This window comes from Flavobacterium sp. ov086 (assembly GCF_900187965.1).
GTDB lineage: Bacteria > Bacteroidota > Bacteroidia > Flavobacteriales > Flavobacteriaceae > Flavobacterium.
Map to the genome: position 1 here is coordinate 1 of NZ_FZNL01000032.1, position 15,162 is coordinate 15,162.

Here is a 15,162-nt window from a genome sequence, read left to right on the forward strand (position 1 = left end):
CGAATGTAGTTTCTCATCAATCAGATACCTGTAATTTTTAAGTCTGTCCGTAAATATCTTTTTAGCTTCGGATAGTTTTAAAGTATCCAGAACTCGGCTTAGAGTTTTGTTGGTTCGTTTGCCAACATTAAAACTCACAACTGTTTTAGAATTCTTGTCCAATGCATAAACCAGCCAGATAAAATTTCGCTTATGGCTAATATAAGTACACATTTCATCAACTTCATAAGTTTTACCTTTGCTTGTAATAGGTTGATTAATTTTTCCGGCAATTAACAAAATTCTTTTCAACAATGTTGTCGTTGAAATTTTTAATAATCGTGCAGTACTTCTTATCCCTAAACCTTCTTTGGTGAACAAAATTATATTTTGATTGATATTACTTTTGTATGCATTATAACCATAGTCAGACTGTTGTCGCTTTTGACACACACAGCATTTATATCTTTGGTTTCCGTTGGATTGAAATCCATTCTTTATGCATTTACCATTGCAAAAACTACATTTTATTTTCATGACCTAATTTGATACACTAAGGTACAACAAAAGCATTTTAAGACTTTTTAAAATATTAAAAACAGAAGAGACGACCTGATGGTCGTCTCTTTTACTATTCAAAAATTACAAATCTGTATTCTCTTTCAGGTAGTTAAATTGCTAATATGTAAAAACACCTAATCTAATACACTACCCTCTTTTTGTCCCTTCACATACTCATATGGAGTCATACCTATATGTTTTAAAAATGCTCTATAACATGTAGTACGAGATCTAAATCCAGAAGCTTTACCCATCTCATCAATTGTAAAGCCTTTCCACTCAGGCTCCGTTATTTTTTCCTTAAAATATTCGATTCTTTTCAAGTTTATATAATCATTAAAGCGACTGTTAATTCCTGAATTAATCAAATAAGAAAGAGTAGAGAGTTGAATGCCCGTTTCCTCTGCAAGATTTGGTAAGGTAAAATCATTTTTTAAAAAGAGTTTTTTTGAAGTTATAGTACTCTCTAGTTTTTCCAAATATCTATAATAAATTGTACTGGGAACGTTTAAAAAAAATATTTCTGAAGTTTTTTGATGATTAAATGCTATCTTCTTAGATTCTAAATATTTTAATGGGGTTATTCCAACATGTTTTAAAAATGCTCTATAACAGGTCGTTCTTGACTTAAAACCTGAAGCCAAAATCATTTTTTCAAGTGTTAAATCATTCCATTGAGTACAATTAATTTTTTCTTTGAAATATTCAATTCTCATCAAATTTATATAATCTTTGAAATGAAGTTTAATTTCCGAATTAATTAAATACGAAATAATATGAAGTGGGATATCACTTTCCGAGGCAAGTTCAGGGAGAGAAAAATCTTTTTTTAGAAATAATTTTTTAGAAGCTAAAATCCCTTCAAATTTTGCTAAATAAAATTGCCTTTCTTTTAATGTTAACTTTTCATATCCCATATTTTTTTAATCTAATATTTAGCAAATATATAATCAGCTGAGAAATATAATCTTAAATACTTATTAAAAATAATAAAAATAAGTGCGATAAACAAGTGTCCTGATTACTAACTATTCTTCCAGGATTAAGCAAAAAAATTAGATAATCTAAAACAGGAAAAAATCTATTTTTTTACTCCTTGTATTTAATTAAATAAATTAATAATCAAAAGTGATTAACGAGGTAAACTTAATTCAAATCTTCCAAATTTAAAGTTATTTAGCGTACTAAACTAATACAAATAGAGTGATATGAATGTAGTGATTTAAAAAAACTACAAATAGTAAATGTAATATTCTATGCTATTAATTTAGACTTATTTAGCCCAATCATTAATCCAATTACTCACTGTGTGACTCCATTTATCATCATCATTCAAACACGGAACCGCTAAGAATTCCTCACCTCCTTGTGCTTCAAAATCTTCTTTGGCACGCATGGCGATTTCTTCCAGAGTTTCTAAACAATCCGATACGAAAGCTGGTGTTACAACTGCTAATTTCTTAATTCCTTTTGCTGGCATTTTATCAATTTCAACATCAGTATAAGGCTCTAGCCATTTATCCCCCGTTAAACGCGATTGAAAAGTCAAACTGTATTTATCAGCAGGCAGTCCTAGTAGTTTTACAACTTGTCTTGTAGTTTCATAACATTGATGACGATAACAGAAATCGTGTGCCGCCGAAGGCGTGTTACAACAAGAACCATCAATTTTACAATGTGATTTGGTTACATCTGTTTTTCGAATATGACGCTCCGGAATTCCGTGATACGAGAATAATAAATGATCGTAATCAAAACCAACTAAGTGTTTCTGAATCGAATCGGCTAAATTCTTGATGTAATCTGGTTTGTTGTAAAACGCAGGAACATCAGTAAAGGTCATGTGTGGGAATTTCTTCTTGCGGATTTCTTCCACTTTAACTAAAATGGTTAAAGTCGAAGCCATTGCATATTGCGGATAAAGTGGGAAAAGCATCACTTCGGTAACTCCTTTATCGTGCAATTCTTGCAGTCCTTTTTCGATAGTCATAGTTCCGTAACGCATTGCCAAAGAAACCGGAACATTTACCAAAGGCTGTACTTTTTTCTGCATTCTTTCAGACAGCACCACTAACGGAGAACCTTCATCCCACCAGATTTTAGCATAGGCATGTGCTGATTCTTCCGGTCTTTTTCTTAGGATAATACCACGAACTAAAAAAGCTCTCAACAAATACGGAACATCGATCACGTATTTATCCATTAAAAATTCGTCTAAATACGGTTTTACATCTTTTGGTGTTGGACTTTCCGGTGATCCTAAATTTACTAATAATACTCCTTTCATTATTTTTCTTTAAGTTTTAAGCACTGGGCTTTAAGCATTTTGCTTTAATCTATAATAACCGATGTTTTTTAAAAATTCGTATTAATCGACATCAGATATTTTTTCGGAGTTGTGGCAAATTTTTTCTTGAATCCCGCAATGAAGTGGCTTCCGGTACTGTAACCTATCTTCAAGCCCACTTCATTTACGTTATAAGAGCCACTATCCAGTAGCTTTCTGGCGAAATCCATTTTATAATCAAATAGAAAGCCATATACAGTATCGCCATAAATTTGTTTGAAACCCATTTTTAGTTTCTTCAAATTCAGGCCAATTTCATCAGCCAATTCCTGTAAACCAGGTGGTTCAGCCATATTCTCAATAATGATTTCTTTTGCTTTTCTTATTTTTAAAACATTATCGCCATCAATCAAAAATGGACATTGTTCTGCATTTGGATCTTCGTTTCGGTTAAAATACAGACTTAGCAATTCATATCCTTTTCCTTTATAATAAAGTTTTTTTATAGAGGGATGAAGGTTATAATGAAAAAGCTGACTTAAAACAATTGCCATTGACGGACTGATATTTGCTTTTTTGTAATAATTTTTAACTTTATTCTCAGGACTTAAAAAAGTAATTAAACTTGTGTCAACAGAAAACAGCGCATGAAATTTGTTAATCGAAACAATAACAGAAATGACCCACGAATTTGGAGAAAGCTCTAAATGAACTGGCAAATCCCATTGTGCATTGTACAACAGCAATGATTTTTCTTCATTCAATTCCAAATCATAATTAACATCATTGGACGAAAATTTGGCATTACCCTTCAGTACGAAATGAAACTGTATTAGAGCACTGTTTAATTGACAGCGCGTAAAAAAAGGTTCTGAACTGTCATTCTGAAAACAGACAATAGTAAAGTCCTCTTCAACTTTTATTTCTTCTTTCATCTTAGATCTTTTATTTTAAAACTGCATCGATTAAGATGTTAACCTTATTGGATAGCTTACCTTTAACCAGACTTGGAATTTCTATATTAAAATCACTGGCTATTACGGTAAAATTTGATAGAATACTAATTCCTGATATTGACTTGCTTACCTTTGCCTGGATGTTTATGTCTTTCAATTTTCCGTGAAGTTCTAATTTACCTTTTATGATAAAATCTTTAGGATTTGCGCTAAGGTTATCCAGGTCAAAGGCCTCTATTTTTCCTTTGAATGTTGCTTTTGGATACTGATCGCTCTCCATATAATTTTCATTAAAATGTTCTTCCATTAAGGCTACTTTAAAGCGAAATCCTTTCATTAGGGCTAAAGCTGCAATTTCCCCTGTTTTAGGATTTAAGACAAAAGTGACGTTAGTATTCATTGCCTTTACTTCTTCAAAAGAAGCTACAGATGCTTCAAAAGTTATTTTACCTGCTTTACTGATCATTTTTTCTTGCGCGAGACCAATAGCGCAAACATAAAGCATTGCAAAGAGTATATTTTTTTTCATGGTTTTCTTTTATATTATGTTAGTTTAAAAATCTTTTTTGGTTTTCCTTATTTTAAAACAGCAATAATTTGAACTTTTACTCTATCATCAAGTTTATACTTGATAAGCGATGGAATTGGAATGCCAAAATCACTAGCATTAACAGCAAAATCTGAAATAATGGTAATTCGGGAACCTGTCCTTGTGATTTTTGCACTGGCATTTATATCTCTTGATTTCCCATGAAGTTCTAAATTTCCTTTTATTAGGTAATCTTTATAATCTTCAGTTAAATTATTCAAATCAAACTTTTCTATTTTTCCTCTAAAAATAGCTTTTGGATATTTATCGGTCTCCATGTAATTTTCATTGAAATGTTCTACCATCAAAGGCATTTCAAACTGAAATCCTTTTATCAGGGCTAAGGATGCAATTTCACCTGTTGACGGATTTAAAACAAAAGTTACATTGGTATTGGTTCCTAAAACCGGCTGAAAAGACGGGACCGAAGCTTCAAAAGTGATTGTTGATGATTTAGTTAATATTTTTTCCTGCGAAAAAACAAGGAACGAAGCCAATAGCATTGGCATTACTATGATTTTTTTCATGTTTTTTACTATGGATTATTGCTCTAATAATCCATCTTGTTCCCATTTTTTAATAACATCAATTGTGGTTTGAGGCAATCTTGGCCCTCCCTGTGGCATTAATGAACTATTTCCATTTTCTAAAGAAATCCGGTTGAGCAGCCCGCGATTTAAGACCGCATTTTTAACCTGGTCATAAGTAACCAGGGACATAGGTGCCCCATTTTTGGGAACAGCTGCATGGCAGACAACACAATTATTATCAATGATGGATTTCACATTCTGATTGTATGTGGCAACGCCGGTAATTGGTGGAGTGTCAATTAAAGTACTGGGATTATCATCTGTACAACTTACTAGTAGTAAAGCAAATGATGGAATAAGCAAACGAGTTTTTAAATTCATGGGATTGGTTTTTAGTTTTAGAAAGGCTAATGATTTTAATATTTAAAGCATTTTGAAATCATATACGGTGAAATGGATCATACAGATTTAATAACAGTCATATTTGATCATTTAAATCCAATAGGTATTTTTTAACGTAGATAATCCAAATACTAAAAACCAGCCATGAGAAAAAAAATACTTATTATTATTCCTCTCTTCCTGATAACCGGGATCTCAATTTACCTCTACAGTTACAAAGGTCATAGGAATATCGAATCAGAAACTGCAGATTATACTGTAACGGTTAAAGGACTCGAAAAAGAATTTACTTTCAATGACAGCCTTGCTACTGTCAAATACCAGGACAAAACAATTGAAGTAACTGCAATTGTAACAGCTGTTGAACCCGCGAGTAAGGGAATCGTTATTGACGAAAAGATATTTGCAACCTTCAAAGACAGTTTGCCCAAAGACATTGCAATTGGCAGAATGCTAAAAATTAAAGGACGGTTTTTAGGATATGATGAGCTCTTACAAGAATTTAAAATAGATCAATCCTCCCTTATACACCAAAACAAATAACAATTAAAATTAACCACATGAAAAAGCTCTTTCTATTATTGTTTTTATTTCCATTACTAACCTATTCGCAAGACGACCTATTATCCGGAGTTGAAGCGCCAATCACAAAAGAAAAGGTGGCATCTGCATTTAAAGCCCTGAAGATTGTCAATCTCGAATCGACAAAACTGGCGGCAAAAGGAGATTTGTATTTTGTTGTAGCACACCGATTTGGTTCTATAAAAGACGGCTTTGAGGGATTCTATGGACTGGATAACGCCAACACACAAATAAAATTTATATACGGATTGACCCCGGGGATTAATATAAGTGCCGCCAGAAGTGAATTTGCTTATGACTTTGCAACAAAATATATGTTATTGCCGCAAATAAAAGGCGGATTTCCGGTGACTATTGCAGGGTTTAATAGTTTGTCTATCAACAACACGCTAAAGGAAAGTCTATATCCTAAACTTGAATTTAAAAATAGGCTCACCTATGTAGCCCAGCTTTTAATTTCCAGAAAATTCTCTGAAAAATTATCTTTAGAAATAGTTCCATCATTTTTCCATGAAAATTTTGTGCTCGACCCCGAACAGAGCAATTCACAATATGCCATTGGCTTTGGTGGTAGATACAAGTTTGCAAAACGCTGGTCATTGAATATGGATTATGCGGCACACTTAAACAGGGCGTCAAATTCTATTTATAAAAATCCATTATCCATTGGTTTTGACCTGGAAACCGGCGGACACGTTTTTCAAATGCATTTTACCAGTTCTCAAGCCATTGATGAAGCCGGATATCTTGGAAGAACTACGGGAGACTGGACCAAGGGCGATATTTTCTTTGGGTTTAATTTGGCGAGAGTTTTCTAAAATACTCTGTAATTCAGCGTGTTGTTATTTAAAATAAATCTAAACTACTATTTTATCGATTTAAATAAAACCAAGCCAAAAAAGGGTTCGTATATGATCTAGAAAACCTAAAATCATTTTAAAAATCAGCTTTATGAAAATTAACAAATTTATTAAAAAAGGCCTTTGGACGGGATTGATCATTTTGGTACTATTTTTTGCCATTTTTCTATTCCACATTATTACCGCTAAGCCTGCTGTTTATGAAAGCCCAAATCTGCAGGTAAGCCGAATCGATTTTAAAACAAATATAGATTCGGTGCAAGCCAAACAAATATGTTCAGACTTGAGATCTATCAAGGGATTAACCTCTGATTCTATAATCGTAAAAAGAAATGTGGTTGTTTACTTTCATAACAACAAGATCACGAACTCTAAAAAAGTATTTGACCAGTTGATAGCCATAGGACATTATGATGCTCAGCGTTATATTTTACCAGAAAATTTGGCTGACAAAGAAGTTTGTCCAGTGAATCAAAATAGTTTGAGCTACAGATTGTCTCAAAAACTAAACCGTTTTTTTAATTAACCTTTAATATTTTTATTATGAAAATTTATTCCAAAATTACACTTAGTGTATTACTCGCAGCTTCTGCAACCCTGGCTTCGTGCAGTAGTAATGATGATGACGCCCCGGTAACTCCTCCTGTAAAGGCATCTATTTACGAAAGATTAGGGGGAACTAAAATGGTTTCAGATCCAGATAACGCTGGCCAAATGATTGAGCAGGGGCGTTTGAGTTTCCGCAAGGTGGTAAATTCAACTATAGGATTAATTGTTGCCGATGTTCAGTCGAATGCAGCGGGGAATCTACAAGCGCATTTTGCCCCGGTATTAGCCGAAACAGGAACTACCCAGTCTACAAATATTGCTAAACTATCAGACAATCTGACTGATTTCTTTTCGTTTAACACTGGTGGTACAAATGCCGTAAATACCTATTCTGGTTTGAATATGGTAGCTGCGCACGATCCTGCGAAAAATCCTCGTATGGGGACAAAATCAAGTACTGCGGATTATACAAAATTTGAAGGATATGTAGGAGCAGCTGCAAATGCAAATGGTGTGGCTTCAAATACAGAGCTTTATACAGATATTGTTGCGGTCTTAGAATCACTTAGAACTCCAATAGTTCAAAAATAATTTCTCTTAAACGCTACCTGTTTTTCAGGTAGCGTTTTATATTTAAATCCTGCTGGCAACTTATAATGCAATTATGTGTGAATCCATTATTCTTAAGGATTAAAGGAAGTTTCAGCGTGTTCTTTACAATAACCTATTAATAATTTTTTGAACTTTAAGAAAAGGATAATATGGAAAAATATAGCATGTCCAAAAATACCACTTTTTATGCTTTAGGCTTAAGTTATAAAAAAGCAGATGCAACAATTAGAGGGAAGTTTAGTTTGGATAGTAAAGCACAATCTGATGTTTTGCTGCAAGCAAAGGCAGAAGGGATCAAATCATTAATTGTCACTTCTACTTGTAACAGAACCGAAATATATGGTTTTGCCAATCATCCATATGAATTAATCAAACTACTTTGTGAGAACAGCAAAGGTTCGGTAGAAGAATTTCAGCAAGTTGCTTATATATACAAGAATCAGGAAGCTGTGAACCATATGTTTCGAGTTGGAACAGGGTTGGATAGCCAGATTTTAGGTGATTTTGAAATCGTTAGTCAAATTAAAATCGCTTTTAATAATAGCAAACGCGAGGACTTAATCAATACATTCCTGGATCGTTTAATAAACGCGGTTATACAGGCTAGCAAAAAAGTCAAAACAGATACTGAAATTTCATCGGGTGCCACATCTGTTTCATTTGCAGCTGTTCAATATATTATCAGAAATGTAGAAGATATTAGAAATAAAAATATCTTACTATTCGGAACAGGGAAAATTGGCAGGAATACGTGCGGAAATTTAGTAAAACATACAAAGAATACCCATATTACCCTTATAAACAGAACAAAGAACAAGGCCATAGAATTAGCTGGAAAACTAAACGTTATTGTAAAGGATTTTCTGAATTTACAAGAAGAAATAAAACAGACAGATGTGCTCATAGTCGCAACAGGTGCACAAAATCCAACTATAGACAAAGCACTACTTAACAGAAAGAAACCCTTACTGATTTTAGACTTATCGATTCCACGAAATGTAAATCCAGATGTAGCGCAAATTCCAGGAATAACTTTAATACATCTCGATTATTTGTCTCAGGTTACAGATGATACGCTTGAGAGAAGAAAGCAACATATTCCTGCTGCAGAAGCTATTATTGAGGATATGAAATTAGAATTCAATACATGGATAAATAGTCGAAAATATGCGCCAACTATCCATGCGTTAAAAGCTAAACTAAATGATATTGCGGCAAGTGAATTGGCTTTTCAGAGAAAGAAAACAAGCAATTTTGATGTCGCTCAGGTTGATTTAATCAGCGCCAGGATTATTCAAAAAATAACAAACCACTTTGCAAGCCACTTGAAAAATGAAAATACTTGCGTGGATGAAAGTATTGACTTTATTGAAAAAGTATTTCAAATTGGACAGCTTTCACCGACACACGCTTCTTCTCAAATTGAAAAAACATATAAGATCAATCTTTCATAGACGTTATTAGCTTTTGCAAACAATTTTCGCACTGTATCAGAAATACCCAAATAAGTTAGCAAATTTGATCCTGAAACTTGCTGTAAATAACTATTGATGTATAAAAGTTCAATCCTCAACAGGACATCCAAACCAAATTAGTAGTAAGCCAATCTTTTCAAATCTTCCATAAAATTTATAGAAATTTGTCCAGTAGAGATCACTATAAAAAGTAAAATCCTGAAAAATTTAGATTTTTCAGGATTTTTTTGTTCAAATTCATTTACAGATAACATATTGCTTTGTATTAAATGCTTTTTGATGATCTACTAGAGTGACATAAGTATTCTTACGGGCTATTATCCATCTATTTATTTCGATTATGATTATATTTCAATACTTCTGATTCGATTTCCTGTATTGTTTTCTTTTTCCCTTTAGAGATCCATTCTAAAAGTTCTTCTTCAAAAAAATACAGTTTTTTACCATATTTATAGCAAGGTATTTTTCTCTGCCTTACAAGAGCGTAAATTGTAGGCTTTGCTTTCCCTATTAGTCGGCTTACTTCTTCAATACCAATAGGAATACTTTTTTCTTTCGATTCATATACCTGTACATTCTGAATCATAAGTTTAATCTCGGCAATTTCTTTCACTAAGTGTGCTACTGCTTTGGGCAGGTTCTCAAAAGAGATTTCGTTTGTGTCCATAGCTATCGTTTTTAACAGTTATGGTGCAAATGAAAAAAGTGTTTCTGCTGTGTCCTTCTTCACAGCAAAAACACTTGAAAAACACAGTGCTTTATAGTTATTGGCATTTAAAAACCAGTAAAATCTTCCATAATCTTTATAAGACCTTTCTGTTCATCATCTTTGAGATGCGTTTTAATGCTTTTCTCTTCAACATCTTTTAAAGCGTCAGCAAAAGTCAGCTTTAAAAATTGTGCGGCTCCGTCTTGTCTGCTGACTTTAAAACAATTCCAGATATTCCAGCCAAAATGATACAGATCCAGATTGGACAGATCTTTAACTTTTACCGGTTTAATCTTTTCAAAATTTATGCCTTCAGCATATATGATTATATTCCTGCCCAATTGCTTCAAATCATCATCCGACAAGTACAGCGCAAACTCCTGCCGTGCATAACGGATGGTAATATCAATTCTGGCTTGTTTTTGATTTTTGATTGTATTTTGCTGCTGCTCCCTTAACTGCTGAATATCGATGGCTGCATTTCTATTTTCAGGCATTTCGGGCTTAATTAAAGCATCCTGCAACTCCTCTTCTATTTTTTTAAGGTTTTCATTTGGAATGCGGCTTTCAGGCGATTCATTTTTTTTTGCCTTCAAAAAACGATTCACCAATCTCTCAGCCAAATCGTTTAGAAATAAACTTAGAATTGCAAACATTAAAACTCCAAATCCAGTGCTGATCCAAAAGAAAACGCCGGCCGTATATTCATCGGCACCTTTTTCCAGTAGCACCAGTCTTCCGATTACACCGACAAAGACGCAGACTAAAAAAACAGACAGGTAAACTGTGATATATTCGAAGTACTTTATTTTCATTGCGCTCTTTTCTTTAAAGATTCCAATTGTATTGCCTGCGAAGCTCTGTTTTTCTTCTCATCTATTACTTTGGCGTAGATTTGAGTAGTTTTTACGTTGGTATGACCCAGCATTTTGCTGACCGTATAGATGTCTGTACCGCTGGACAGCTGCAGCGTTGCAAATGTATGGCGGAAGCAGTGGAAGGTAATGTTTTTTTTAATTTCTGCAGATTCAACCCATTTTTTCAGAGGGCGTGAAATCCACGACGGGTCCGGCAGATCCTCAAAAACAAGCTGCCCGGGAAGCCTCGGTTCTCCGCAGAGATCTAAAGCCTGCTGGGAAATAGGCATATATTCGACACCCCTTGTCTTTTTCTGCGTGAAATGCAGCTTAGCCCTGCCGTCTTCCAGGCTTATCTCTTTCCAGCGGAGCTTCTGAATGTCGGAATGCCGCAGACCGGTAAGCGCTGAGAAAAGCGCGGCTCTTTTAAGGACATCTTTTTCACAGGGCGTTTCGGCCAGCGCGTTCAATTCTTTAATGGTAAGATATTCGCGCCTTGATTCCTGCTCAGGTATGCCTCTTACTTTTGAAGATAAATCAACGGTTAGATATCCATCAATAAAAGCCTGTTTCAAAGCGGCTTTAAATATGGAAAAATACCTTGCTGCAGTGTTACGGGAAAGTATTCCTTTTTTGCCTCCTCCGAGCGGCGCAGCCAGCAGATACAGCTTAAAATCTTCCGCCATTCGGCCGTCAATCTGGGAAAACATCAGCCTGCCTTTGGAATAGCTTTTTAAAAACTCTCTGGTCCGCTCCCAATTGATCATAATGGATTTTGAACTTCGGTCGTGTCTTTTAGCCGCCGTAGCAGCAATGTATTTGATAAAATCCTCTTTTGCTTTTTCTTTCTGTTCAGCCAGCAGGTTCTCAGCATCACTGTACAGATCTGTATTATCGTATTCTTTCTGCCTGATTTTACGCACTGCGTCAGCATAGAGCATAATTTCACGGTCGGTTTCGCTTTTGGTGATTATTATTCCGTTATCGCTGCGTCTGGGCTTATAGGATTTTATGCCCTGCGCATCTGTACGGGCGGTTCTCTGCTTGTCCCACTCCACGGTTTTTACGGTTCTGTTTAAATATTCACGGATTCTCTGTGGCGTTTTCTTTCCGGAAACCTCAACAGGATAGCTTTCTATGTAAACATACCATTCCTTTCGGTCTTCTGCTTTTCGCAGGCGCACAGTCACCTTGGTTTTTGCTAATTGCTTCATATGAAATCATTTCCGTTATACAAGTTGTCAATTTCGCTTTTTGGGGCATATACATGCTTTCCAATCTGTCTGGTCGGGATTGAATATTTCCTGATGTGGCTGTAGACAGAACCTTCAGATATCTGAAATCTCTGGGCTATTTCACCGATGCAATAGCAGTCCTCTTTTTCAAGGCTGTATAATTTTTTCTTCGGTGGGCTTTCAGCCTGCTGCAGGATGCTTGCAGGGCCGAACATCTCTTCCATAACTCTGCGGTCTATTCTTATAAGGCGAGTCCCCAGATTAACTGAAGGAATTTTTCCCTGACCGACAAGCCGGTAAAGGGACTTATTGGGAATGCCAAAAAGCATGCCAGCTTCCGCGACAGAAATAAATGCCCTGTTCTGAGGTATTTTATCTACCAGCGCTTTGATCCCCACTTCCTTTTTAAGCCGTATCATCTTCTGTTTGTATGCTTTTTTACTGCATACATGCGAGCAGTAAACAGAAGTCACGGTTTTAGGCAGGAATTCTTTCCCACAATTAAGACATTGTTTATCAGATCTTTTCATAGTCTTTGTCTCCCATTAAGGTACCATAAGGGTACATAAGTCCCACTTTGTCTCCTTTTAAGTGCCGGTACAAATATGATACAAATATATGATAAAAAATGATTAAAAAACAGCAGAAACAAAAAAGAATAAAAAAGAAAAAGCGCTGTAAACATTACGTTTACAGCGCTTTAGCACTTATTATTAACTGATATTAATCAGTACTTATTTGACTTCTTCGAATTCAACGTCTTCAACATTGTCACCTTGCGATTGCTCTTGTTGTGGAGCTGCTTGTTGACCTTGTTCACCTTGAGCATACATAGCTTCTGTAGCTGTTTTCCAAGCTGCATTGATGTTGTCAAGAGCAGTTTGAATAGCTGGAATGTCTTGAGATTGGTGAGCCATTCTCAATTCAGTTAAAGCGTACTCTACAGCAACTTTGTGGTCGTCAGCTAATTTGCTTCCTAACTCTTTCAATTGAGACTCAGTTTGGAAGATCATTCCGTCAGCTTCGTTCAATTTTTCAGCTCTTTCTCTTGCAATTTTATCAGATTCAGCATTAGCTTCAGCATCTTGCTTCATTTTCTCGATTTCTTCAGAAGTTAATCCAGAAGAAGCTTCGATACGAATATCATGAGATTTACCTGTTCCTTTGTCAGTAGCAGTTACTTTGATGATACCATTAGCATCGATGTCAAAAGCAACTTCGATTTGAGGAACTCCTCTTGGTGCTGGTGGAATACCATCTAAGTGGAAACGACCAATAGTTTTATTATCAACAGCCATTGCTCTAGCTCCTTGTAAAACGTGAAGCTCAACAGATGGTTGAGAATCAGAAGCAGTAGAGAATACTTGAGATTTTTTAGTTGGGATAGTTGTGTTAGCCTCAATTAAGATAGTCATTACACCACCCATAGTTTCGATACCTAAAGAAAGAGGAGTTACGTCAAGTAACAATACATCTTTTACATCTCCAGATAAAACTCCACCTTGAATAGCAGCTCCAATAGCAACAACTTCATCAGGATTAACTCCTTTAGATGCTTTTTTACCAAAGAATTTTTCAACTTCGTCAGCAATTCTTGGCATACGAGTAGAACCTCCAACAAGGATTACTTCGTCGATATCAGATGTAGATAAACCTGCATCTTTTAATGCTTTAGCAACTGGCTCCATAGAACGTTTTACTAAAGTATCAGATAATTGCTCAAATTTAGCTCTAGTTAATTTTTTCACTAAGTGTTTTGGTCCAGAAGCAGTAGCAGTTACGTAAGGTAAGTTGATTTCAGTTTCAGCAGAAGATGATAATTCAATCTTAGCTTTCTCAGCAGCTTCTTTCAAACGTTGCAATGACATTGGATCTAAACGTAAATCAATTCCTTCTTCAGATTTGAATTCGTCAGCTAACCAGTCAATAATAACCTGGTCAAAATCATCTCCACCTAAGTGAGTATCACCATTTGTAGATAATACTTCAAATACACCGTCTCCTAATTCAAGAACAGAGATATCAAAAGTACCTCCACCTAAATCGTAAACAGCAATTTTTTGATCAGTTCCTTTTTTATCTAATCCGTAAGCAAGTGCAGCTGCAGTTGGCTCATTGATGATACGCATAACTTTAAGACCAGCAATTTCACCAGCTTCTTTAGTAGCCTGACGTTGTGCATCGTTAAAGTAAGCAGGAACAGTAATAACCGCTTCAGTTACAGTTTGACCTAAATAGTCTTCAGCAGTTTTTTTCATTTTTTGAAGTGTCATTGCTGACAATTCTTGAGCAGTGTATAAACGACCATCAATATCCACACGTGGAGTATTGTTGTCACCTTTTACAACACTGTAAGGAACTCTTTTTGCCTCTTCTTGAGTTTCAGCAAAAGTGTGTCCCATAAAACGTTTAATAGAAGCAATCGTTTTTGTAGGATTCGTTACTGCTTGTCTTTTAGCAGGATCACCCACTTTAATTTCGCCACCTTCAACAAAAGCGATGATAGATGGAGTTGTTCTTTTTCCTTCTGCGTTAGGGATAACAACTGCTTCGTTACCTTCCATTACAGAAACACAAGAGTTCGTCGTACCTAAGTCAATTCCGATTATTTTACCCATTTTTTATATATTTAATTTTTGATATACATTTTATAACTCAGGTGGCATAAGTCAATCTTTGTGCCAATATAAAAAACCAAAGTAAATTGTCAGTTTTAATATTGGCACGACATTAATCATCTGACAACATGACATTTTTTAAGACTGACATTCGTGGCATATCAGTACTTTACGTGTCATTATCAGGAGCTATTTCCTGCTGTCCTTCCAAATCTTTTGTTCCTCCCGAAGCCTCGGGACCGGAACAAAAGGATTTTCCCTCCCATCAGGGCTAGGCACTCAGTTTCATCAGAAAATTATCTTAATCTAATATTTTAATGTCTTCAATATTTTAAATTAAAGACTGAAATATATAAATTAG

The 15,162-nt window shown here is 35.1% G+C and carries 17 protein-coding genes; 5 read left to right on the forward strand and 12 right to left on the reverse strand.

Annotated features, from left to right (window positions below; genetic code table 11):
* The 7 genes from CHB81_RS24130 to CHB81_RS24160 all read right to left on the reverse strand — a co-directional run.
* On the reverse strand, positions 1–516 hold a 516-nt coding region (locus CHB81_RS24130), incomplete at its 3' end, for an IS1 family transposase (RefSeq protein ID WP_089354385.1).
* A 158-nt stretch (positions 517–674) separates the two neighbouring features.
* Positions 675–1,457, reverse strand: coding sequence for an AraC family transcriptional regulator (locus CHB81_RS24135; RefSeq protein ID WP_089354386.1), 783 nt, complete (start codon positions 1,455–1,457; stop codon positions 675–677).
* Positions 1,458–1,813: 356 nt separating this feature from the next.
* Complete coding sequence (gene hemH / locus CHB81_RS24140; RefSeq protein ID WP_089354387.1) at positions 1,814–2,827, reverse strand: ferrochelatase; 1,014 nt, start codon at positions 2,825–2,827, stop codon at positions 1,814–1,816.
* 68 nt (positions 2,828–2,895) lie between these two features.
* On the reverse strand, positions 2,896–3,762 hold the full coding sequence (locus CHB81_RS24145) for a helix-turn-helix transcriptional regulator (protein ID WP_089354388.1): 867 nt from the start codon (positions 3,760–3,762) through the stop codon (positions 2,896–2,898).
* 10 nt (positions 3,763–3,772) lie between these two features.
* Complete coding sequence (locus CHB81_RS24150) at positions 3,773–4,312, reverse strand: YceI family protein (RefSeq protein ID WP_089354389.1); 540 nt, start codon at positions 4,310–4,312, stop codon at positions 3,773–3,775.
* A 47-nt stretch (positions 4,313–4,359) separates the two neighbouring features.
* A complete protein-coding gene (locus CHB81_RS24155; protein WP_089354390.1) occupies positions 4,360–4,899 on the reverse strand; it encodes a YceI family protein in 540 nt (179 codons plus the stop codon).
* Between the two features lie 15 nt (positions 4,900–4,914).
* Positions 4,915–5,283, reverse strand: coding sequence for a hypothetical protein (locus CHB81_RS24160; RefSeq protein WP_035688608.1), 369 nt, complete (start codon positions 5,281–5,283; stop codon positions 4,915–4,917).
* A gap of 165 nt (positions 5,284–5,448) precedes the next feature.
* Between CHB81_RS24160 and CHB81_RS24165 the strand changes: the two genes are divergently transcribed.
* The 5 genes from CHB81_RS24165 to hemA all read left to right on the forward strand — a co-directional run bounded on the left by CHB81_RS24165 (position 5,449) and on the right by hemA (position 9,361).
* Positions 5,449–5,847, forward strand: coding sequence for a hypothetical protein (locus tag CHB81_RS24165; RefSeq protein ID WP_089354391.1), 399 nt, complete (start codon positions 5,449–5,451; stop codon positions 5,845–5,847).
* Positions 5,848–5,864: 17 nt separating this feature from the next.
* Complete coding sequence (locus CHB81_RS24170; protein WP_089354392.1) at positions 5,865–6,704, forward strand: DUF5777 family beta-barrel protein; 840 nt, start codon at positions 5,865–5,867, stop codon at positions 6,702–6,704.
* A 133-nt stretch (positions 6,705–6,837) separates the two neighbouring features.
* A complete protein-coding gene (locus CHB81_RS24175) occupies positions 6,838–7,272 on the forward strand; it encodes a hypothetical protein (protein WP_089354393.1) in 435 nt (144 codons plus the stop codon).
* A 17-nt stretch (positions 7,273–7,289) separates the two neighbouring features.
* Complete coding sequence (locus tag CHB81_RS24180) at positions 7,290–7,886, forward strand: hypothetical protein (RefSeq protein WP_035688600.1); 597 nt, start codon at positions 7,290–7,292, stop codon at positions 7,884–7,886.
* A gap of 170 nt (positions 7,887–8,056) precedes the next feature.
* Positions 8,057–9,361, forward strand: a complete 1,305-nt coding sequence (gene hemA, locus CHB81_RS24185; protein WP_089354394.1) for a glutamyl-tRNA reductase — start codon at positions 8,057–8,059, stop codon at positions 9,359–9,361.
* A gap of 346 nt (positions 9,362–9,707) precedes the next feature.
* On the opposite strand, the gene CHB81_RS24190 is transcribed toward hemA, so the two are convergent.
* The 5 genes from CHB81_RS24190 to dnaK form a co-directional block, all read right to left on the reverse strand.
* Positions 9,708–10,049: a helix-turn-helix domain-containing protein gene (locus tag CHB81_RS24190; protein WP_089354395.1), complete on the reverse strand. Its 342-nt coding sequence runs from the start codon at positions 10,047–10,049 to the stop codon at positions 9,708–9,710.
* Between the two features lie 107 nt (positions 10,050–10,156).
* Positions 10,157–10,906: a hypothetical protein gene (locus CHB81_RS24195; RefSeq protein ID WP_089354396.1), complete on the reverse strand. Its 750-nt coding sequence runs from the start codon at positions 10,904–10,906 to the stop codon at positions 10,157–10,159.
* A complete protein-coding gene (locus CHB81_RS24200) occupies positions 10,903–12,162 on the reverse strand; it encodes a site-specific integrase (RefSeq protein WP_089354397.1) in 1,260 nt (419 codons plus the stop codon). Before CHB81_RS24200 ends, CHB81_RS24195 begins: the two co-directional genes overlap by 4 nt.
* A complete protein-coding gene (locus tag CHB81_RS24205; RefSeq protein ID WP_056251057.1) occupies positions 12,159–12,713 on the reverse strand; it encodes a helix-turn-helix domain-containing protein in 555 nt (184 codons plus the stop codon). Before CHB81_RS24205 ends, CHB81_RS24200 begins: the two co-directional genes overlap by 4 nt.
* Before the next feature lie 204 nt (positions 12,714–12,917).
* A complete protein-coding gene (dnaK, locus tag CHB81_RS24210; RefSeq protein ID WP_089354398.1) occupies positions 12,918–14,801 on the reverse strand; it encodes a molecular chaperone DnaK in 1,884 nt (627 codons plus the stop codon).
* Between the last annotated feature and the right edge of the window lie 361 nt (positions 14,802–15,162).